This window comes from Pseudomonas sp. DP-17 (assembly GCF_022380625.1).
In the GTDB taxonomy this organism is placed as follows: domain Bacteria; phylum Pseudomonadota; class Gammaproteobacteria; order Pseudomonadales; family Pseudomonadaceae; genus Pseudomonas; species Pseudomonas nitroreducens_A.
Genome location: NZ_JAKSXG010000019.1, coordinates 54,533 through 74,803, shown reverse-complemented (window position 1 = coordinate 74,803; position 20,271 = coordinate 54,533). Strand labels below are relative to the sequence as shown.

The 20,271-nt window shown below is 66.4% G+C and carries 14 protein-coding genes; 7 read left to right on the top strand and 7 right to left on the bottom strand.

What is annotated here, in order from left to right:
• Positions 1-67 precede the first annotated feature (67 nt).
• Genes MJ122_RS28300 through wecB form a run of 4 tightly spaced genes read right to left on the bottom strand, consistent with a single transcriptional unit; the run spans position 68 to position 7,450 of the window.
• The gene (locus MJ122_RS28300; protein WP_239746996.1) at positions 68-943 is read right to left on the bottom strand and encodes a DUF4434 family protein; all 876 of its coding nucleotides are present in this window, start codon (positions 941-943) and stop codon (positions 68-70) included.
• Positions 943-4,128 (bottom strand): phage receptor, encoded by a 3,186-nt coding sequence (locus tag MJ122_RS28295; protein ID WP_239746995.1) that lies wholly within the window; start codon positions 4,126-4,128, stop codon positions 943-945. Before MJ122_RS28295 ends, MJ122_RS28300 begins: the two co-directional genes overlap by 1 nt.
• On the bottom strand, positions 4,125-6,299 hold the full coding sequence (gene nrfB / locus MJ122_RS28290) for a cyclic di-3',5'-guanylate-activated glycosyltransferase NrfB (RefSeq protein ID WP_017517202.1): 2,175 nt from the start codon (positions 6,297-6,299) through the stop codon (positions 4,125-4,127). Before nrfB ends, MJ122_RS28295 begins: the two co-directional genes overlap by 4 nt.
• Positions 6,296-7,450 (bottom strand): UDP-N-acetylglucosamine 2-epimerase (non-hydrolyzing), encoded by a 1,155-nt coding sequence (gene wecB / locus MJ122_RS28285; RefSeq protein ID WP_239746994.1) that lies wholly within the window; start codon positions 7,448-7,450, stop codon positions 6,296-6,298. Before wecB ends, nrfB begins: the two co-directional genes overlap by 4 nt.
• 255 nt (positions 7,451-7,705) lie before the next feature.
• On the opposite strand from wecB, the gene MJ122_RS28280 reads away from it, so the two are divergent.
• The 6 genes from MJ122_RS28280 to MJ122_RS28255 all read left to right on the top strand — a co-directional run bounded on the left by MJ122_RS28280 (position 7,706) and on the right by MJ122_RS28255 (position 15,595).
• Positions 7,706-8,557 carry a LysR family transcriptional regulator gene (locus MJ122_RS28280; RefSeq protein ID WP_088418039.1) on the top strand — a complete coding sequence of 284 codons (852 nt, stop codon included), beginning with the start codon at positions 7,706-7,708 and terminating at the stop codon, positions 8,555-8,557.
• 602 nt (positions 8,558-9,159) lie between these two features.
• Positions 9,160-10,215 (top strand): putative 2-aminoethylphosphonate ABC transporter ATP-binding protein, encoded by a 1,056-nt coding sequence (locus MJ122_RS28275; RefSeq protein WP_239746993.1) that lies wholly within the window; start codon positions 9,160-9,162, stop codon positions 10,213-10,215.
• A gap of 1 nt (position 10,216) precedes the next feature.
• The gene (locus tag MJ122_RS28270) at positions 10,217-11,923 is read left to right on the top strand and encodes a putative 2-aminoethylphosphonate ABC transporter permease subunit (RefSeq protein WP_239746992.1); all 1,707 of its coding nucleotides are present in this window, start codon (positions 10,217-10,219) and stop codon (positions 11,921-11,923) included.
• 90 nt (positions 11,924-12,013) lie between these two features.
• Complete coding sequence (locus MJ122_RS28265) at positions 12,014-13,039, top strand: putative 2-aminoethylphosphonate ABC transporter substrate-binding protein (protein ID WP_239746991.1); 1,026 nt, start codon at positions 12,014-12,016, stop codon at positions 13,037-13,039.
• Positions 13,040-13,257: 218 nt separating this feature from the next.
• Positions 13,258-14,388 (top strand): TIGR03364 family FAD-dependent oxidoreductase, encoded by a 1,131-nt coding sequence (locus MJ122_RS28260; RefSeq protein WP_239746990.1) that lies wholly within the window; start codon positions 13,258-13,260, stop codon positions 14,386-14,388.
• Between the two features lie 184 nt (positions 14,389-14,572).
• Positions 14,573-15,595 (top strand): transporter, encoded by a 1,023-nt coding sequence (locus MJ122_RS28255; RefSeq protein ID WP_088418044.1) that lies wholly within the window; start codon positions 14,573-14,575, stop codon positions 15,593-15,595.
• 237 nt (positions 15,596-15,832) lie between these two features.
• On the opposite strand, the gene MJ122_RS28250 is transcribed toward MJ122_RS28255, so the two are convergent.
• The 3 genes from MJ122_RS28250 to phhA all read right to left on the bottom strand — a co-directional run bounded on the left by MJ122_RS28250 (position 15,833) and on the right by phhA (position 18,276).
• Positions 15,833-17,029 carry an amino acid aminotransferase gene (locus MJ122_RS28250; protein ID WP_239746989.1) on the bottom strand — a complete coding sequence of 399 codons (1,197 nt, stop codon included), beginning with the start codon at positions 17,027-17,029 and terminating at the stop codon, positions 15,833-15,835.
• Positions 17,026-17,382, bottom strand: coding sequence for a 4a-hydroxytetrahydrobiopterin dehydratase (locus tag MJ122_RS28245; protein ID WP_017517211.1), 357 nt, complete (start codon positions 17,380-17,382; stop codon positions 17,026-17,028). Before MJ122_RS28245 ends, MJ122_RS28250 begins: the two co-directional genes overlap by 4 nt.
• A 105-nt stretch (positions 17,383-17,487) precedes the next feature.
• Positions 17,488-18,276 (bottom strand): phenylalanine 4-monooxygenase, encoded by a 789-nt coding sequence (phhA, locus tag MJ122_RS28240; RefSeq protein WP_239746988.1) that lies wholly within the window; start codon positions 18,274-18,276, stop codon positions 17,488-17,490.
• Positions 18,277-18,536: 260 nt separating this feature from the next.
• On the opposite strand from phhA, the gene MJ122_RS28235 reads away from it, so the two are divergent.
• Complete coding sequence (locus MJ122_RS28235; protein ID WP_088418047.1) at positions 18,537-20,099, top strand: sigma-54-dependent transcriptional regulator; 1,563 nt, start codon at positions 18,537-18,539, stop codon at positions 20,097-20,099.
• The last annotated feature ends 172 nt before the right edge of the window (positions 20,100-20,271 follow it).

The window sequence follows — 20,271 nt, the reverse complement described above, 5'->3', positions numbered from 1 at the left end:
CGAACCCCAACCGCCCCGCCCAAGCGGGCGGGGCGAATCGTGGTGGCGATGTTTCAGCGGCAATGTTTCAGGGCGTGGCGGAAGGGCTGGGGTGGGCGCGCTGGTTGTCCAGCAGCACCTTGCCCCAGGGCCGGTAGCGCACCTCGAACACGGCGCTGGCGTGGCAGCCGGTGGACGCGCTGGAAGGCGCGGCAGGCTCGGCATGGAACGGCTGACCGGCGGTACTGGTCTGGCGGAAGGCTTCGCGGACGATGCCGACCGGGCAGGGCAGGGCCGCGGCATAAGCCTGGCGCACGCGCTCGGGCAGCGCGCCGGTGCCGGTGCCGTCCTGCCACCAGACCTGCACGCCGAGCCCGGCAATCTGCCCCAGCCAGTCGCCGTACACTTGCGGCGCCAGTTTGGCGCCGGTGAAGGCGCTCAGTTGCAGCGGCGCCTTCAGCTGTCCGAAGAAATCCCTGAGCTGATGTTGCAGTGCCTGGCGACGCTCGGCGGCCTGGAAGTTCCAGTCGTCCAGCTCCATCGGCAGGTACCAGGCGGAAACCGGCAGTTTCCATTGCTCGCTGATCTTGCGCTGCTGCGCCAGGGAACGGCCCAGCTGGTGCTGCCAGTAGGCTTCCAGGCTGGGCGTGTCCAGCTCGCTCTGGCGCTGGTAGTAGGCCGGATCCATGTACAGCCCGAGGACCAGTTGCAGGCCGTTGTCGTGGGCGCTTTTCAGGGAGCGTGCGAGCCAGCCGTTGGCGCCACCGAAGTCGGAGTCACCATAGGCGGTCCATTGCACGATCAGGGTCTTCGCACCCTGCGCCGCGCTGGCGCGCCAGACTTGCTGCCACTGCGCGTCGCTCAACGCGGCATCGACATTCAGCGGCTGATAGAACAGGCGTTCATCGGCCTGCGCCGAGACAGTGGAAAAGAGCAGGGCGAGCGCGAAAATCAGACGGCGCATCAGAAGTTCACCTCCAGTCCCACCAGCCAGCCGTTGGCCTGTTCATAGAGATTGCCGGCCATGCCCAGCTGGTATTCGGTGCGCACGGTGACGTGGGCGCGGTAGGCGTTGTAGCGGTCCTCGCCGTACCAGTACTGCCAGCGCAGGCCGACGCCGCTGCGCAGGTCCTGGCGCCAGTCGTTGCTCGGGTCTTGGGCGGAGAACTCGGCAAAGCCGTAGGGCATGATCGTCTGCGGCGAATCCACGGGCAACTTCCAGGTGTGGCCCTGCTGGTAGCGCGAGACCCACTGGTGATCGCCAGCATGGGTCCACCAGGCGAAGTCGGTGTAGAGGAATCGCTCGTCCCAGTCGCTCTCGTCCACGCGCCAGTCGTTGCGGTACTCGCCCTGATCGAGGAAGGAGGCGGTGGCGCGCAGCAGGATGTCGGTGGAGGTCTGGCCGTACTTGTCGCGCTGGCGTACGTAGCGCTCGAACTTCTCCGGCGTGCCGATCTCGTGCAGGCGGATGCCGTCGAAGGCGTCTTCCGAATCGCCGTCGTTCTTCACCGTGTTCTGCTTGTACAGCTCGCTGTAGAGGTTGAGGTTGTAGTCGCCGAAGGGCTTGTAGCGCAGGCCGAAACCGGCGGCGAGGGTCTGGGTGTATTGCTTGCGCCCTTCATTTCCGGCAATCGCCCGGCCATACACCGACAGGGTGCTGCCGTTGCGGGTCGGTTCCTCGCCCAGGGCGTGGTCCCAGATGAAGGTCTGCAGGTTCTGCGATTGCGCGCGTCGGCGGTCGCCGGTCTGGTTGTCGCCATTGAGGATCGGCACCGTGGTGACGCCAGCGGGCGACCAGGTGCTGGCGATGGTCAGGTTGTCGCGCTGGGACATCACCTGGTGTGCGCGGCGCTGGCGGAAGCGACGGGCCTCCAGGCTGCCATATTCGTCGTCGGCGGCGACCGGGTCCTGTTCCAGGTCGATCACCCGGCGCAGTTCACGCCGGGCGGCGAAGCTGTCCTCGGCCTCGTCGTAGCGCCAGGCGAGGGTTTCGCCCAGGCGGAAGTCCTCGGGGTAATCGCGGGTGGCGCGCTCCAGATAGGGGATCGCGGTACGCCGCTCTTCCGGCGTGTCGGTGCCGGCCAGGCGCATGCCGTAGTCGGCGCGGAAGCGTGGGTTGTCCGGTTCGCGGCGTACTGCCTCGGCCAGCCAGAGCTTGCTCTGCTGCTTGTCGCCGGCCTTCTGTGCGCTGCCGGCGGCGTTGTAGAAATGCTGGCCGCCGGGCTCGTGTTTGAGCGCCTCGCGGTGTCGCGAAAGTGCCTGAGAATAGTCGCCGCGGGCGTCGGCGATGTTGGCGCCCAGGGCCCAGTCATTCGCGCTGCCTTTCTTCGCCTGCTGCCAGTAGCGCTCGGCGCCGGCATTGTCGTGGGTGAGCAGCGCGGCGCGGCTGGCGGTGAGGCGCGCGTTGTCGTTGAGTTCGTTGGCGGGCAGGGCGTTGAAGATGCGCAGCGCACCGGCCGGGTCGCCGGCGGCTTCCAGGGCGTAGGCCAGTGGCAGCTGGCTTTGTTTGTCGCCTTGGGCGAGGGCGGCCTGGTAGTAGACCACCGCTTCGCCGGGGCGCGCGGGCATGGAACAGCGGCCCAGGGCGCGCAGTTCGCCGGGGGTGTTGGAATCCGGGCTCAGATAGCGTTGCAGGGCGTCGCAGCGCCCGGCTTCGGCCAGACGACCAAGCAGGTAGCCGCGCGAGACCGGGTCGGCCTTGGGCAGCAGGGCTTCGATACGTGCGACATCCAGAGGGGTCTCGCTGCGCGCGTGGATGCTGGCCAGGCGTTGCAGCAGTGCAGGCGGCAGGTTGCCGCCGCGGCGGTCGTAGGCGCTTTCCAGCAATTGCCTGGCGCGCTCGGTTCGCCCGGCGTTGAGGGCGAGGTAACTGGCCTGATCAAGCGCCTTGAGGTCGCCGGTCTGGCGGTAGCGTTGCTCCCACAGTGCCGCTGCTTCGCCGGTGCGGCCACGGGCCTGCAGCAGCTCGGCGCGCTGGCGTACGGTATCGGGTGTCTGTGGCTGGCGCGAAAGCCAGGCCAGTGCCAGGTCGGTGCGCCCCAGACGGCGCCAGGAGTCCACCAGTTGGTTGCGCCGGGTCGTGTCCCAGGGCTCGGGCAGACGGGTGGTTTCCAGCAGGCCGGTAGCGTCCAGGCGTTGGGCCAGCACCAGCCAGGTCTTCGGGTCGTCAGCGGGCTTGCACTGCGCAAGCTTCTGCAGCGCTGCGGCCTGGTCATGGCGCGACAGCCATTCGGTGGTTTCCAGACAGGGGCGGTTCTGTGCGTCACTGAGTTTTTCCACCAGCGCCGTGTCGCTGCTGTCACGGGCGACCTCCAGCAGTTGCGCCTGGCGTGCCGGGTCGTTGCGGTCCTGCTCGGGCAGGGTGAGCAGCCAGCGCTTGGCGACTTCAGTCTGCTCGACGGCGATGGCCCGGTCGATGATCGCCAGTCGCGCCTGGCGTGCGGCGTTGGCATCCGGAGCCTGCTGGATCAGCTGCTCCAGCGGCTTTTCATCCAGGCGCTGGGCGTAGGCATTGGCCAGGCGCCGCCAGTCCTCGGTCGAAAGCTGATGGGCCGTGGCCAGCGGGGCGAGCTGGGCGATGGTGGTGTCCCAGTCGCGCAGCTGTTCGGCCCAGTTGGCGCGGGCCTCGCGCAGCACCCGACCGTCGTTGCCCGGCGGCAGGGTGCCGAGCCAGTCCAGCGCCTTGGCGGCGCCCTGGGTCTGGCCGAGCTTGAGGCTGTAGGCCTGCCACAGGCGTACGCGCTCGTTGGCGTTGCTGGTGTGGGCCAGCCACTGGTTGATCTGGGCTTCGGGTGGCGGGCCGTTCTCGATCAGGTCCAGGCGCAGTTCGGTCAGGGCCTGCGCGCCAGTGACGGTGCCGGCCAGGGCCTGGGCTTCCTGCTCGGCCTCGGCGAAACGCTGCTGCTTGGCCAGGGATTGGATCAGCAGGGAGCGCGCCTCGGTGTTGTTCGGCACTCGGTCCAGCAGGTGGCGCATCAGGCGTTCGACTTCCGCCCAGTTGTTCTTCTTCGCTTCCTTGTAGCCCTTGTCGAGGTAGGGAAAGCTGCGGAAACGCTGGAATTCGCTGAGCTGATCGTCGGCGGCCTGCGCCAGTGGCGCGGCGATGCTCGCCAGGATCAGGCAGTAAAGCAGGGTTTGTTGCGGTTTCACACGGCCTCCCGGGCGATGCGATAGGCCTCGTGCTGTTCGCTGGCCTGTTCCTGGAGCGCTTCCTCGAGCACCTGCTGGGTAATCATGCCGCGCCTGATCAGGTGTTCGCCGAGGGAGTCCTGCTCCGGGTCGAAGTCGATCAAAGCCTGGTTGAACAGGCTGGGCGGGACCATCCCGCGCACCTGCAGCAGGGCGCCGAACATCACCACGTGCCCGCTGAGGCGCTCCATCAGGGCTTCGTCGCCCTGGCGCTGCCTGAGCACGTCGATGATGGCGCGGGTTTCGTCGGTCTGGTTACGGCCGCCGTACCAGTGCCGCAAACCGAGGGTGACGCGCCCCTGGGGAGCCAGGCGGCCGCGTACCGGGCGCTTGAGCTGGCGGCTGATGGCGCCAAGGGAGACCTGGCTGATCTGCTGTTCGCTGGCCAGCACCAGAGTGTCGCCCTCGATGGCCACCGGCAGCACCGCGTAGCGCAGGGCCAGCTTGCGCGGCAGCGCCTGGATCAGCTTCTCGTCGAGGGTGAAGGGGTTGAGCGGCGCCCATTCCTCGCCCAGCTCCTCAGCCAGGGTTTCCACCAGCTGGGTGCTGGTGATCAGCTCGCGCAGCAGCAGTTCGCGGCCCAGGCGCCGGCGCACCGGGCTGGTCAGTGCCGATTGCAGCTGTTCCTCGGTGATCAGCCCCTGCTGGATCAGGCGTTGGCCCAGCGGCGTGCGCTGCGGGCCGGCGAGGGCGGGGAACTCGTGGGTGGTCTTGTCCCAGGCCACCCGGCGCGAGTCGCCCATTTCCATCACTTGCTTGAGGGCGCGCAGGTTGGCGAAGAAGTTGACGAAGTTGCTCCACATCATCCGCGGCGCCGACAGCAGCCCCTCGAAGATGCCGTAGAAGCGGGTGACGAACCAGAAGCGCTGGAACAGCCGGTTGAGCAGCATCAGCCCGTTGAGGAACAGCAGTACCACCAGCAGCCGGCTGCCCTCGAGGATCGACGGGAAGTGCCAGGCGTTGGGCGCCAGGGTGGTGATCAGCCACAGGGTGATCAGCACCAGGAACAACAGGTTGACCAGGAAGCTCAGCAGATAGGCGATCAGCCCTCGGCGGTCGCGCCAGAGGAAGTAGTTGAGCATGGTCTTGCTGCTCCAGCCCAGGTTGCGCGTGCCCTGGAAGACGATGCCGGTGATCCACCGGGATTTCTGCCGGATGGCGTGCTGCCAGGTGCGCGGGAAGTGTTCGCGCACGCAGATGACCTGGGAGAAGCGCCGGTCCATGCCCGGCACCCAGTCGCTTTTCAGCGCCAGCTGCGGGTCGGTGATGGAGTAGCGGGCGAAGATGCACTTCATGCCCTTCTGCTTGAGGCGGAAGCCGATGTCGTAGTCCTCGGTGAGACTCTGCACGTCGAAGGCAATGCCGTCGCCATCTTCCAGCAGCGCGGCGATGGCGCGGCGACTGAAGCAGGTACCGACGCCGGCGCTGGGCACCTGGCCGGTCAGCGCCTCGCGCACCGGCACGTCCTTGCCGTGGTTCTCGGCGAACTCGTCGACGTAGTGGCCGGCGGTGAAGCCGGTCCACTCCGGGGCATAGGGGTACACCGGAATCTGGATCAGGTCCTTGGCCGGCAACAGGTAGTTGAACAGGCGCAGTTCCAGCGGCGAGATGACGTCCTCGGCGTCATGCAGGATGAAGCCGGAGAACTCGATGCGGGCATCGGCCTCGAAGCGCAGGATCGCGTCGATGATGTTGTTCAGGCAGTCCGCCTTGCTGGTGGGCCCGGGGCGCGCGCAGACCACCTTGTGCACGTTGGGGTAGTGCAGGCACACCGCGTCCACGTCGGCCTGGGTCTGCGGATCGTTGGGGTAGGTGCCGACGAAGATCTGGTAGTTCTCGTAGTCCAGGGTGGAGGCCGCCAGGCGGGCCATCTCGCCCACCACGCCGACCTCGTTCCAGGCTGGCACCATGATCGCCAGCGGCTTCTCCGGGGCGGCAAAGAGACGCTCCTCGTCGGCCCGGTCGAAGCGGTTGTAGATGCGGAAGCGCCGCACCAGCACCCGGCCCCAATACACCAGGTCGATGAACAGGTCGTCCAGGCCGAGCAGGAACATCAGCGCGGCCAGGATGATCGCCAGGTACTTCAGGGCATAGAGAACGTAAGTGAGGATATCGACCAGTTCCAGGCTCATTCGAACTCGCTTGCTGTGCGCGTTTCACCGAACCAGGAGAGCAGCCGGGCAACGATCTTCTCGCTGGCGTGGCCGTCGCCGTAAGGACTGAAGACCCGGCTCATCTGCTCGTAGACTTCCTCGTCGCGCAGCAGATGGCTGGCTTCGCTGACGATGCGGCTGGTGTTGGTGCCCACCAGCACCACGGTGCCGCCTTCCAGCACGGCCGGGCGCTCGGTGACGCGGCGCAGTACCAGCAGCGGTTTGCCCAGCGCCGGGGCTTCTTCCTGGATGCCGCCCGAGTCGGTGAGAATGATGTATGCGCGGTCCATCAGCCAGACGAAGTGCTGGTAGTCCTGCGGGGCGATCAGGTGGATGTTGGGCTTGTCCGAGAGCAGGCCGTAGACGGCTTTCTGCACTTGCGGATTGAGGTGTACCGGATAGACGAAGTCCACGTCGGGGAAGCGCTGGGCAAGCTCGGCCAGGGCCTGGCAGATGCGTTCGAAACCCTTGCCGAAGTTCTCCCGGCGGTGGCCGGTGATCAGCACCACGCGGCGATCCCCGGTGAACTTGGCCAGGGGCGAGTCGGCGGCGGGTGTCCAGTGGGTTTCGTGCAGGTGCTCGCGCATCCACAGCAGGGCGTCGATCACCGTGTTGCCGGTGACCTCGATCTGGTCGATGTTCACCCCTTCGCGCAGGAGGTTGTCGCGCGAGGCCTTGGTCGGCGGGAAATGCAGGTCGGCGATCACCGCGGTGAGGCGGCGGTTGGCTTCTTCCGGCCAGGGCTGGTGGATGTTGCCGGTACGCAGGCCGGCCTCGACGTGCCCCACCGGGATCTGCCGGTGAAAGGCGGTGAGGGCGGCGATGAAACTGGTGGTGGTATCACCGTGGACCAGCACGATGTCCGGCCGATGACGGTCGTAGCTGTCGTCCAGCTTGCCCATCATTTGCAGGGACAGGCTATTGAGCGTCTGCCCCTGGGTCATGACGTCGAGGTCTTCGTCCACCTGCAGTTCGAAGGAGTCCAGCACTTGCTGTAGCATCTCGCGGTGCTGGCCGGTCGAGCAGATGCGTAGTTCGATTTCGGGAGTGCGGCGGAGGACGCGGGCGAGGGGGGCCATTTTGATGGCTTCCGGGCGGGTTCCGAAAACCATGGTGACTTTGTACTTCATCAATTGCTCCTTGGGCGCACCCTTGTGAGGCCGCCTTCGGTTTTCCGTGTGGGATTTTTCCAAGGGCAATAAAAGTCGCTCAAGTCCGGGCTGTCCAGCCGCAATGGGGCGCGCCAGTGATTCAGGTCAGGCATATTGACCTTTTAAGGTCTTCTGTCGCCCCGCTGCAGGCCCCGTCGTCAGTGGGCTGGCGCCGAATTTCCGCCGTCGTGCAGGAAAATTATGGGCAAATTTTTCGAGAGGCCGGTCACGTAGATGCTCAGCGCGGAACTGAAAGCGTTTTATCGAGTTGCAAAGCTCGGAAGTATCACTCAGGCGGCAAAGAAGCTCGGTCTCAGTCAGCCGACCGTGACCACGCAGATCCGCAACCTGGAAAGCCAGTACGCGGTGGAGCTGTTCTATCGCGGCGGACGTCGCCTGACCCTGAGCGACGAGGGTGTGCGCCTGTTGCCAATGGTCGAGGCGTTGCTGCAGCAGGAAGCCGACATCGAGTTCTACCTGCGCAACTGCGGGCAGTTGCAGGGTGCTCTGCGCATCGGTGCCACCTCACCTTATTACGTGCTCGGGCTGATCAAGAGCTTCCGCGAGCGCTTCCCGCAGGTCGAAGTGTCGGTGGAGATCGGCAACTCCCAGCAGGTGCTCGAGTCGCTGATCGAATGCCGGGTGGACCTCGCCGCCTCCTCGCAGCAGGTGGACGATGCGCGCCTGACCCGCGTGGTGCTGGGGAGCGATCCGCTGGTGCTGGCGGTGCACCGCAGCCATCCGCTGGCGGCGCTGCAGTCGGTGAGCCTGGGCGACTTGCGCAACCATTGCCTGCTGATGCGCGAGGCGGGCTCGACGACCCGCCAGCTGACCGAGGCGATGTTGCAGCAGGCGGGGGTGACGCCGGCGTCCATGCTGGAGATCGGCAGCCGCGAGTCGATCCGCGAGGCGGTGATCCGCAACCTCGGCGTGAGCATCATCGCTCGCCAGGAGGTGCCGGATAACCCGCAGCTGTGCGTGCTTCAGATCAAGGGCGCGAGCCTGATCGATGAGTACCTGTATTGCCTGAAGGATCGGCGACAGGCGCGGTTGCCGAGTGCGTTTCTGGCGTTGGCGCAGGTGTAGAGGCTGATTCCTGGCACAGGCCATACCCGCGATTCGTTGGCGGAGCCGGTGCGTGCCCACAGGCTTTCCTGCTTCGGCTTTTGTATTTCAGCGCCGCTTTGGCGCCCGCGGTGAGATCTTGTTTCGCCCCCTCGGGCGACCTCCTTTGGAAAGACCCAAAGGAGGCAAAGGTCTTGCCCCTGTCATCCGGTTTTTCGCCTAGGCGAAAAATTCCCTCGTTGAAGCGAAGTTTCAGGGGCACGCCACGACGGGCCGTCCCTGGCCCATCGTGGCTCTCGCGGCATCCATGCCGCTCAACCCCTGAAACTCCGCTTCAACGAGGCCTCCTGAACGGGGCGGTCCGGAGTGTGCGGCTGTTTCTCTGGAAGTCTTCTATAAGCCGTAGCCGTAGCATGTCTTTCCTACAGGTCGGCTTCGGTTCTGGAGGCAAGACTGGCCCATCTACGCAAATTTTTTCACCCCCATACCCAAATCTGCCTATGGATCTATCGGCGCACTTGGCCCTTTGGCAATAGTGCCGTCGCAATCCGTCCCTAGCATGGACCTCGTTCCTTCACGCCATGGCTCACGCGGCGTGGACCACAAGAAGACGAGGTACCGCCATGCATCCCACCCTCACCGGCACACCGCTCAGCGTGCGCCACATCCGCAAGCGCTTCGGCCAGTTCGTCGCCCTCGACGGCGCGTCGCTGGACGTCAAGGCCGGTGAGCTGGTCTGCCTGCTCGGTCCCTCCGGGTGCGGCAAGACCACGCTGCTGCGCTGCATCGCGGGCCTGGAGCAACAGGACGATGGCAGCCTGCATCTGGGCGAGCGCGATGTCTCGAACCTGCCGCCGCAGGCGCGGGACTACGGCATCCTGTTCCAGTCCTATGCACTGTTCCCCAACCTCACGGTCGAGCAGAACATCGCCTATGGCCTGACCAACGCAAGCAAGGACGAAGCGCGCCGCCGTGTTGCCGGGATGCTCGAACTGGTCGGTCTCACCGGCAGCGAGAAGAAGTACCCCGGCCAACTCTCCGGCGGCCAGCAGCAGCGCGTTGCCATGGCCCGTGCGCTGGCGCCGAGCCCCTCGTTGCTGCTGCTCGACGAACCCATGTCGGCGCTGGACGCCCGCGTCCGCGAGCACCTGTGCGGCGAACTGCGCCAACTGCAGAAGAGCCTGGGCATCACCACCGTGATGGTCACCCACAACCAGGACGAGGCCATGCTGATGGCCGATCGCATCGCGGTGATGAACCACGGCCGCATCGAGCAGTACGGCACCGCCCAGGAAATCTACAGCACCCCGAGCACGCCCTTCGTCGCCGAGTTCGTCGGCCAGGGCAACTGGCTGCCGTTCGAGCGCGGCAGCGATGGCCACGCCCGCGTTGGCAGCCTCAACCTGCGCCTGCACAGCCAGGCGACGAGCGCATCGGGCCGGCTGTTCTGCCGCCCGGAGGCGATCAGCGTGAACCCCGCCGTGCATCAGGAAAACCTGTTCCGCGCGCAGGTCCGCGAGATCACCTTCCTCGGTAACCGTTGCCGCATGAGCTTCGAGCTGGAGCAACTGCCCGGCCACGCGCTGCTGGCGGAGCTCGCGCCCGAAGACATGCCGCGCCTGGGCACGCCGGACATCTGGGTGTCGCTGCCACCGCGCAGCCTGCAGGTGTTCGCCTGAGATGGAAGCCGTGGTGAAACACAGCCCGGCGTTGACCGCCGGCAAGATTCGCGGCGATCTGGGGGATCGCCTGTTCGTCCGGGGCGGCAAGTGCCTGTTGCTGATCCTGTTGACCCTCGCGGTACTGATGCCCCTGCTGGCCATCTTCTGGCGCGGCTTCAGCGGCGAGGCGGGGCAGGGCGGTGGTGTCGCCGCCATGGGCGAGTTGCTGCGCAGCGACAACTTCCACTGGTTGCTGGGCAACAGCCTGAAGGTCTCGGTGAGCGTGGCGTGCATCGTCGTGCCGGCGGCCTACCTGTTCGCCTACGCCCTGCAACGCACGCTGATCCCGGCCAAAGGCCTGTGGCGCGGGATTTCCCTGCTGCCGCTGCTGGCGCCCTCGATGCTGCCAGGCATCGCGCTGATCTACCTGTTCGGCAACCAGGGCCTGCTGCGCCATCTGCTGCCGGACAACATCTACGGTTTCTGGGGCATTGTTCTCGGCGAGGCCATCTACACCTTCCCCCATGCCTTGATGATCCTGCTGTCGGCACTGTCGCTGGCCGATGCGCGCCTGTTCGACGCTGCCTCCAGCATGGGCGCCGGTCCATGGAAAGCCTTCCGCAGCATCACCTGGCCGGCGTCGCGCCAGGGCGTGTTCGCGGCCTTCTGCCTGGTGTTCACCCTGACCATCACCGACTTCGGCGTGCCGGTCGTGGTGGGCGGCGATTACCAGGTGCTGGCCCTGGAAGCCTACAAGGCGGTGGTCGGCCAGCAACAGTTCGGCCGTGGCGCGCAGATCGGCATGATCCTCCTGCTGCCGGCGCTGCTCAGCTTCGCCGTCGACACCTGGCTGCGACGCCGCCAGGGCGACGCCATGAGCGGCCGTGCACAGGTCTACCATCCCAAGCCTTCGCGTCGCCGCGATGCCGCCTTCCTCGCCATCGTCGTGCTGATCAGCGCAGTGCTGCTGGGCGTGCTGGGCATGGCCGTGTACTCCTCGCTGGTGAAGTTCTGGCCGTACAACCTCTCGTTGTCGCTCAACCACTACGACTTCAACACCACCGCCGGCGGCGGCTGGCTGGCCTACCGCAACAGCCTGACCATGGCCGCGTGCACCGCGATCATCGGCAGCGCGCTGATCTTCACCGGCGCCTACCTGATCGAGAAGACCCGCGAGCAGCGCTGGCTGAGCCAACTGCTGCGCATGTTGTGCTTCGTGCCCATGGCCGTGCCGGGGCTCGTGCTGGGCCTGGGCTACGTGTTCTTCTTCAACCTGCCAGGCAACCCGCTGCATGTGTTCTACGGCAGCATGGCGCTGCTGGTGGTGTGCACCATCGCCCACTACCTGACCACCGCGCAGATGACCGCCACCGCCGCGCTGCGTCAGCTCGACGGCGAGTTCGAGGCCGCTGCGCTGTCGCTGAAGATGCCGCTGTGGCGCCACTACCTGCGCGTCACCGTGCCGATCTGCCTGCCGGCACTGCTGGACATCACCCGCTACCTGTTCGTCTCGGCGATGACCACCGTCTCGGCGGCGATCTTCCTCTACAACCCGGACACCATCCTCGCCGCCGTCGCCGTGCTGAACATGGACGACTCCGGCAACGTCGGCGGCGCCGCCGCCATGTCGACCCTGATCCTGCTCACCTCCGCGGCCGTGTCGTTGCTGCTGGCCGGCGCCTCGCGCGGCCTGCTGCGCCGCTCCCAGGCGTGGAGAACCTCATAACACCGCTGGACGCTGTCGCCCTCGTTTGCGCGAGGCTCAACCCCTGACAAACCCGCCCGTGCGGGGAAAAACACTGCCAAGGAGCTCCACATGTTCAAACGTCTTGCCCTCGCCGCCGCCGTGGTAGCCGGTTTCGCCGCCCAGGCCCACGCCGCCGACACCGAACTGACCGTCTACACCGCCCTGGAGCCGGAACAGCTGACCGCCTACAAGCAGGCCTTCGAAGCCGAGAACCCGGACATCAAGATCAAGTGGGTGCGCGACTCCACCGGCATCGTCACCGCCAAGCTGCTGGCCGAGAAGGATCGTCCGCAGGCTGACGCCGTCTGGGGCCTGGCTGCTTCCAGCCTGGCCATCCTCGATCAGCAGGGCATGCTGGAGAAGTACGCGCCCAAGCACCTGGACGCCATCGGCAAGAACTACCGCGACCCGGCCAACCCGCCGGCGTGGGTCGGCATGGACGTCTGGGCCGCGACCATCTGCTTCAACACGGTCGAGGCCGAGAAGCTGGGCCTGGAGAAGCCGGTGAGCTGGCAGGACCTGACCAAGCCGGAATACAAGGGCAAGATCGTCATGCCCAACCCGGCATCCTCGGGCACCGGCTTCCTCGACATCTCCGCCTGGCTGCAGACCTTCGGCGAGAAGCAGGGCTGGGCCTACATGGACGCCCTGCACGAGAACATCGGCCAGTACGTCCACTCCGGCTCCAAGCCGTGCAAGCTGGCCGCCGCCGGCGAGTTCCCGATCGGCATCTCCTTCGAGTACCCGGCCGTGCAGCTCAAGCGCCAGGGTGCGCCGCTGGACATCGTCCTGCCCAAGGAAGGCCTGGGCTGGGAAATCGAAGCCACCGGTATCGTGAAAGGCACCCAGCATGAAGCCGCCGCGAAGAAACTCGCCGACTTCTCTGCCAGCCCGAAAGCCATGGAGCTGTACAAGGAAAACTTCGCCGTGCTGGCCCAGCCGGGCATCGCCAAGCCGCAGACCGAACTGCCGGCCGACTACGAGCAGCGCCTGATCAAGAACGATTTCGCCTGGGCCTCGAAGAACCGCGACGAGATCCTCGCCGAGTGGCGCAAGCGCTATGACGGCAAGTCGGAAAAAGTCGCTCAGAAGTAATTGCCTGAGCGGGGGCTCCCTCTCCCTAGCCCTCTCCCTGAAGGGAGAGGGAACCCTCCGCAGTGGAGCGTGATTCCGCGTTCATCCTGCTGCGCTCCTGATTTTGTTGCCGTTGTTCGCCTGGGCGCACATGGCAGAACCCGCACACCGAACAGCCCCCTCTCCCTTCAGGGAGAGGGTTGGGGAGAGGGGCTCTTCGCCACGCAGGAAACCACCCTATGAGCCACACCCACTGCGACGTCGCCATCGTCGGCGCCGGCATCCTCGGCCTTTCCCACGCCTACGCGGCTGCCCGTCGCGGCCTCTGCGTGCGCGTCTTCGAGCGCACCGCCACGCCCCTGGGGGCCTCGGTACGCAACTTCGGCCAGGCGCTGGTCACCGGCCAGCCGCCGGGCGTGATGTCCGACCTGGCCCGCGCCAGCCGGCCGATCTGGGCGCAGTGGGCGGAAGGCGCGGGGTTCTCCCTGCGTCGCAACGGTTCGCTGCTGTTCGCCCGCAGCGAAGCGGAGGAGCATCTGCTGGAAGCCTTCTGCAGCGGGCGTGCCAGGGAGCTGGACTACCGCGTGGGCCTGTTGCGCGGCAGCGAACTGAACGACCTCTACCAGGGCCATTTCCGCCACCACCGCGCGGCGTTGCTGGGCTTCGACGACCAGCAGCTGTATTCCCGCGAGGCGCTGCCGAGCCTGATCGACTACCTGCGCCGCGAGTATGGCGTGGCGTTCCACTTCTCCACCCTGGTGCGTGACGTCGACACCGGCGTGCTGCGCACGACGGCGGGCACCTTCACCGCCGGGCAGGTGCTCGTCTGCTCCGGGCATGACTACCAGACCCTGCTGGCCGAGGTCATTGCGCCGCTGGAGCCACAGGTGTGCCGCCTGCAGATGCTGCGCGCCCGCCCGCAGGTCGACTTCGGTCTCGCTCATTCGATCCTCACCGGCTTGAGCTGCGTACATTACGGCGCCTTCTCCGATCTGCCCGAGGCCGAGGCAGTGCGCGAGCAGGTCCGCCGCGAGACGCCGGAGCTGGAAAAGCAGGGCATCCACCTGCTGGTCAGCCCCACGCCCCATGGCGAGCTGATCATCGGCGATTCCCACCATTACGGCAGCGACGCGGCGCCGTTCAACGCCGAGTTCGTCGACCGGCTGCTGCTGGAGCTGGCCGAGGACACCCTGGGCATGCGCGTCGACGTGGTCGAGCGCTGGCAGGGCGTGTATGGCTCGCGCGGACCGGGGCCGTTCTCGGTGCTGCAGGCCGCCGACGGCATCACCGCCGTGCTGATGCATACCGGCGTGGGCATGAGCATCGGTCCGGCGCTGGGCGAGCGCACTGTCGCGGCGCTGTTTGGCTGAGGCCTGTCACACGGCTGTCATTCGTCATTCATGGGCCTCTGATAACACCAGAGGGGGGGCGTGATCTGCTCTTCGTAGGAGCGAGCTTGCTCGCGAACAGTCCGTGCCGTGCGGGTTCGCGAGCAAGCTCGCTCCTACAGGGCCGGTTTCAAGCCCGCATTACGGCCTCAAGAACCGCAGCCCCATGAACCACAGCATCGTCCAGAGCCATCAGGATTCCGACCTGTTCGGCCTGCTTTATGGCTTCAGCTTCCGCCCCGACCAGCCTGGCCTGGAGATCGACTCACCCACCGCCCTGCAACGCCTGCGCGAGCCACGCGCGGCAGATGAATTCCTCTGGCTGCATTTGAACCTCGCGCACGCGGCCTGCGAGCGCTGGATGAAGTCGCACCTGGAGCTGCCCGACTACTTCTTCGAGACCCTGCGCGAAGGCTCGCGCTCCACCCGCATCGAGCATGTGGATGGCGCGTTGCTGGCGGTGGTCAACGACGTGGTGTTCGATTTCGGCAGCCGCATGTCCTCGGACGTCGCCACCCTCTGGGTCTGCGCCCGTGGCCGCCTGCTGGTCACCGCCCGTGCGCAGCCGCTGCGCTCGGTGGATACGCTGCGCTCCTCGGTGAAGCACGGCGAGCGCTTCAATTCGCCGCTGGAACTGCTGATCCACCTGCTGCGCGACCAGGGCGAAATCCTCACCCGCATCGTCCGCGAGACCAGCATCAGCGTGGACCGCATCGAGGACCAGCTGCTGTCCTCGCGCCTCTCCGCCAGCCGCGCCGACCTGGGCGCCATGCGCCGTGTGCTGGTGCGCCTGCAACGCCTGCTTGCGCTGGAGCCGGGCTCGCTGATGCGCCTGCTCAACCGCCCGCCGGTGTGGCTGACGGAGGACGACGTGCGCGTGCTGCGCGAGGCCACCGAGGAGTTCTCCCTGGTGATCAATGACCTCACCGCGCTGGGCGAACGCATCAAGCTGCTGCAGGAAGAGATCGCCGCGAAGATCAACGAGCAGAGCAACCGCACGCTGTTCACCCTCACCGTGGTCACGGTGCTGGCGTTGCCGATCAATATCATCGCCGGCTTCTTCGGCATGAACGTCGGCGGTATTCCCTTCTCCAGCGATCCGGAAGGCTTCTGGATTCTGGTGGTCCTGGTGGCCAGCTTCACCGCCCTGGCCGGGCGCTGGGCGTTCCGCAAGCGCGACGACTACTGACGGAGCCTCCCTGTTGCGGCGGGCCATGCCCGCGATCGCGCGCATGGCGCGCTCCTACAGGCCTACGCCGGCGTAACCAGCCTGCGTAGGAGCGGACTCTGTCCGCGATGTGCTGCAGGCCAGCTCGGAGCAGCCGGAAAACGATCGCGGACGGAGTCCGCTCCTACGCTCGGGCCAAACCTCGCCTAGGCAAAAAAAGACCGGCCCAATGGCCGGTCGAGGGGGAAGAATTCGTCGTCAGCGGCAGACGCGGGCGATGGCCGCCGCCAGGTGGTCCAGGCGCTCGCCGTCGAGGCCGGCGATGTTGGCGCGGCCGCTGCTCACCAGGTAGATGCTGTGCTCCTCGCGCAGGATGCGCACCTGCTCGGCCTGCAGGCCGGTGTAGGAGAACATGCCGCGCTGGATGGCGATGTGCGCGAAACGCTCCGCCAGCCCATGGGGACGCAGGGCCTCGACCAGGCCGATGCGCAGGTCGGCGATACGTCCGCGCATGCCGTCCAGTTCTTCCAGCCAGAGATTCTTCAGCTCCGGATCGCCAAGGATGGTGGCGACCACCTCCGCGCCGTGGGCCGGCGGGGTGGACCAGAGGTTGCGGGCGAACAGCGCCAGCTGGCTGCGGATGTCAGTGAGCTTGTCGGCGTTTTCGGCGCAGACGATCAGCGCGCCGACGCGGTCGCGGTAGAGGCCGAAGTTCTTCGAGCAGGAGCTGGTGATCAGCACCTCCGGCAGGCTTTCGGCGAGCAGGCGCACGGAGTAGGCGTCCTCTTCCAACCCGTCGCCCAGGCCCTGGTAGGCGAAGTCCAGCAGCGGCAGCAGTTCGCGGCGGCGGACGATTTCCAGCACGCGCTGCCACTGGTCATGATCCAGGTCAAAGCCGGTGGGGTTGTGGCAGCAGGCGTGCAGCAGCACCACGTCGCCCTGGGGAATCTTCTCCAGCATGGCGAACATGGCATCCGCGTCGAGCCGGTTGTCCGCGCCGACGTAGGGGTAGTGCTTGATCGGCACGCCGACGGCGGCGAACAGGGTCTCGTGGATCGGCCAGGTCGGGTCGCTCAGCCAGATGCTCTTGCCCGGCAGGCAGTGGGCGATGAACTCCGCCGCCAGGCGCAGGGCGCCGGTGCCGCCCGGCGTCTGGGTGGCATCGGCGCGGGCATCGGCCAGCAGCGGCGAGGTGACGCCCAGCACCAGCTCGCACAGGCGCGCGGCAAACAGCGCGTCACCGTGACTGCCGACGTAGCTCTTGGTGGTCTCGGTATCGACCAGGCGCTGTTCGGCGAGCTTCACCGCGCGGGGGATCGGCGTGAGGCCCTGGGCGTCCTTGTAGACGCCCACGCCAAGGTCGAGCCGCGCGGGATTGGGGTCCGCCCGGTAGGCTTCGAGCAGGCCCAGGATCGGGTCGCCCGGTACGCGGGTGACCTTGGCGAAATGGCTCATTTGCGTCCCTCTGCTTTCGCGGCCAGCTCGTCGGTGCGTGCGGCCATGATGAAGTCGTTGCGGTGCAGGCCCTTCAGTTCGTGGCTCCACCAGGTAACGGTGACCTTGCCCCATTGGGTCAGCAGGTCGGGGTGGTGGCCTTCTTCCTCGGCGATGGCGCCCACCGCGTTGGTGAAGGCCAGGGCGTGCCTGAAGTTCTTGAACAGGAAGACCCGCTCCAGTTCCATGTGATTGTCGCGGACCTCGATGTTCCAGTCCGGAATCTGCTTGATCAGCACCGCCAGTTCTTCGTCGGACACCTTCGGGGCGTCGGCGCGGCAGGCTTCGCAATGGGCTTGGGTAAGTGCGGTCATCAAAGGTTCTCCTTGTCGTGGGGTGGCATAGGAGTGCGCCCGCGAACCATCTTAGGCTCGCGAGCCTGTCTCATCCTAGGCACAGATGGGATCGATTGCAGCGGATCAGGCGGCCTGTTTCGGCGGAAACTTCGGCGCGTGCAGGCCCAGGCGCATGGCTTCGCGCACCAGCGCCATGATGTCCTCATGGGCCAGTTCGAACAGACGCTTGAGCTCGGGCAGCACGAAATACAGGGGCTGCAGGATGTCGATGCGGTACGGCGTGCGCATGCATTCCAGCGGGTCGAAGGCCCGGTGCTCGGGTTCGCCGGAGAGGCTGTAGACCGTCTCCTTGGGCGAGGAAAGGATGCCGCCACCGTAGATGCGCAGGCCCTGCGAGGTATCCAGCAGGCCGAATTCGATGGTCATCCAGTACAGGCGGGCGAGATACACCCGCTCTTCCTTGCTGGCGGCCAGGCCGAGCTTGCCGTAGGTGTGGGTGAACTCGGCGAACCAGGGGTTGGTGAGCAGCGGGCAGTGGCCGAAGATCTCGTGGAAGATGTCCGGCTCCTGCAGGTAGTCCAGTTCTTCCGGAGTGCGGATGAAGGTGGCGACGGGGAACTGCTGGCTGGCCAGCAGCTCGAAGAAGGTCTGGAAGGGGATCAGCGCCGGCACCCGCGCCACACGCCAGCCGGTGGCGGCCTGGAGCACCTGGTTGACTTCGCCCAGTTGCGGGATGCGCTCATGGGGCAGGCCGAGCTGCTCGATGCCGTCCAGGTATTCCTGACAAGCGCGGCCCTCGATCACTTTCAATTGACGAGTGATCAGGGTATTCCAGACCTGATGCTCGGTTTCCGGGTAGTGGATGAAACCGTCTTCGTCAGGTTGGCGGGCCACGTACTGCGATGTCTTCATGGAGCCTCCGGCGTCGAGCTGCCTGTTCTTGTGATGACTCACAAATAGCGCGGCGCGTGCCGGCGAACAGCCCCCCTGGTGCGGCTCTGGCAAGCGCCATGCGCGGTAATTCGTAAAGAAATGATTACGCTGCGCGGCGTGGGCACCCGGCAATGGCTTGAAGGTGCGGTCATCTGTCACATATTCTTGACGGTAAATTCCGGCCGCCATGCGAAAATCCGTGCCGGAGCGCCCACCACAACGACAACCACGGGCCCGCCATGCGCATCAAAGTGCACTGCCAGAACCGCGTCGGCATCCTGCGCGACATCCTCAACCTGCTGGTCGACTACGGCATCAACGTCAACCGCGGCGAAGTCGGCGGCGAGCAAGGCAACGCCATCTACCTGCTCTGTCCGAACCTCATCAACCTGCAGTTCCAGTCGCTCAAGCCCAAGCTCGAAGCGGTGCCCGGCGTGTTCGGCGTCAAGCGCGTCGGCCTGATGCCCAGCGAGCGCCGCCACCTGGAGCTGAATGCGCTGCTGGCGGCGCTGGAATTCCCGGTGCTGTCCATCGACATGGCCGGGCAGATAGTCGCGGGCAACCGCGCCGCCGCCCAGCTGCTGGGCGTTCGCGTCGACGAAGTACCGGGCATCCCTCTGTCGCGCTACGTCGAGGATCTCGACCTGCCGGAGCTGGTGCGGGCCAACAAGGCACGCATCAATGGCCTGCGGGTGAAGGTGAAGGGCGATGTGTTCCTCGCCGACATCGCGCCGCTGCAGACTGAACACGACGAAAGTGAAGCATTGGCCGGCGCCGTGCTCACCCTGCACCGTGCCGACCGCGTCGGCGAGCGCATCTACAACGTACGGCGCCTGGAGCTGCGCGGCTTCGACAGCATCTTCCAGAGTTCGCGGGTGATGGCTGCCGTGGTGCGCGAGGCACGCCGCATGGCGCCGCTGGACGCGCCACTGCTGATCGAGGGCGAGACCGGCACCGGCAAGGAGCTGCTGGCCCGCGCCTGCCACCTCGCCAGCCCGCGCGGACAGTCGCCATTCATGGCGCTGAACTGCGCCGGCCTGCCCGAATCCATGGCCGAGACCGAACTGTTCGGCTACGGCCCAGGCGCCTTCGAAGGCGCGCGCCCGGAAGGCAAGCTCGGCCTGCTGGAGCTCACCGCCGGCGGCACGCTGTTCCTCGACGGTGTCGGCGAGATGAGCCCGCGGTTGCAGGCCAAGCTGCTGCGCTTCCTGCAGGACGGCTGCTTCCGCCGCGTGGGCAGCGACGAGGAGGTGTACCTGGATGTGCGGGTGATCTGCGCGACCCAGGTGGATCTGTCCGAGCTCTGCACCAAGGGCGAGTTCCGTCAGGACCTCTACCACCGTCTCAACGTGCTGTCGCTGCACATTCCACCGCTGCGCGAATGCCTGGACGGCCTGGAGCCGCTGGTGGAGCACTTCCTCGACCAGGCCAGCCGGCAGATCGGCTGTGCGCTGCCCAAGCTCTCGCCGCAGGCACTGGACCGTCTGGGCCGCTACCACTGGCCGGGTAACGTACGGCAGCTGGAGAACGCGCTGTTCCAGGCGGTCTCGCTGTGCGAAGGCGGCACCATCCGCCCCGAGCACATCCGCCTGCCGGACTATGGCGCACCGCATCCGCTGGGGGACTTCTCCCTGGAAGGCGGGCTGGATGCCATCGTCGGCCGGTTCGAGAGGGCCGTTCTGGAGCGCCTCTACCGCGAGCACCCGAGCAGCCGGCAACTGGGCAAGCGCCTGGGGGTGTCGCACACCACCATTGCCAACAAGCTGCGGATGCATGGGTTGGGGCACAACGAGGAGTCCTGAGCGCGCTCCCCTGTAGGGGCGAGCCCTGCCTGCGATCCGCCGGAAAGGCCAGCGCACTGTGACTTGGGTGTTTCTGCGTCGCTTCGGCGTACGCATGACCTTTGTTTTTCGCCCCCTTGGGCGAGTTACTTTGCCAAGCGACGCAAAGTAACCAAAGGTCTTGCCCCTCCAT

Excerpts from the sequence above, each read along its gene's own strand:
- MJ122_RS28300 (WP_239746996.1), bottom strand. The coding sequence starts at position 943 with ATGCGCCGTCTGATTTTCGCGCTCGCCCTGCTCTTTTCCACTGTCTCG.
- nrfB (WP_017517202.1), bottom strand. The coding sequence starts at position 6,299 with ATGAGCCTGGAACTGGTCGATATCCTCACTTACGTTCTCTATGCCCTG.
- wecB (WP_239746994.1), bottom strand. The coding sequence starts at position 7,450 with ATGAAGTACAAAGTCACCATGGTTTTCGGAACCCGCCCGGAAGCCATC.
- MJ122_RS28280 (WP_088418039.1), top strand. The coding sequence starts at position 7,706 with ATGCTCAGCGCGGAACTGAAAGCGTTTTATCGAGTTGCAAAGCTCGGA.
- MJ122_RS28275 (WP_239746993.1), top strand. The coding sequence starts at position 9,160 with ATGCATCCCACCCTCACCGGCACACCGCTCAGCGTGCGCCACATCCGC.
- MJ122_RS28270 (WP_239746992.1), top strand. The coding sequence starts at position 10,217 with ATGGAAGCCGTGGTGAAACACAGCCCGGCGTTGACCGCCGGCAAGATT.
- MJ122_RS28265 (WP_239746991.1), top strand. The coding sequence starts at position 12,014 with ATGTTCAAACGTCTTGCCCTCGCCGCCGCCGTGGTAGCCGGTTTCGCC.
- MJ122_RS28260 (WP_239746990.1), top strand. The coding sequence starts at position 13,258 with ATGAGCCACACCCACTGCGACGTCGCCATCGTCGGCGCCGGCATCCTC.
- MJ122_RS28255 (WP_088418044.1), top strand. The coding sequence starts at position 14,573 with ATGAACCACAGCATCGTCCAGAGCCATCAGGATTCCGACCTGTTCGGC.
- MJ122_RS28250 (WP_239746989.1), bottom strand. The coding sequence starts at position 17,029 with ATGAGCCATTTCGCCAAGGTCACCCGCGTACCGGGCGACCCGATCCTG.
- MJ122_RS28245 (WP_017517211.1), bottom strand. The coding sequence starts at position 17,382 with ATGACCGCACTTACCCAAGCCCATTGCGAAGCCTGCCGCGCCGACGCC.
- phhA (WP_239746988.1), bottom strand. The coding sequence starts at position 18,276 with ATGAAGACATCGCAGTACGTGGCCCGCCAACCTGACGAAGACGGTTTC.
- MJ122_RS28235 (WP_088418047.1), top strand. The coding sequence starts at position 18,537 with ATGCGCATCAAAGTGCACTGCCAGAACCGCGTCGGCATCCTGCGCGAC.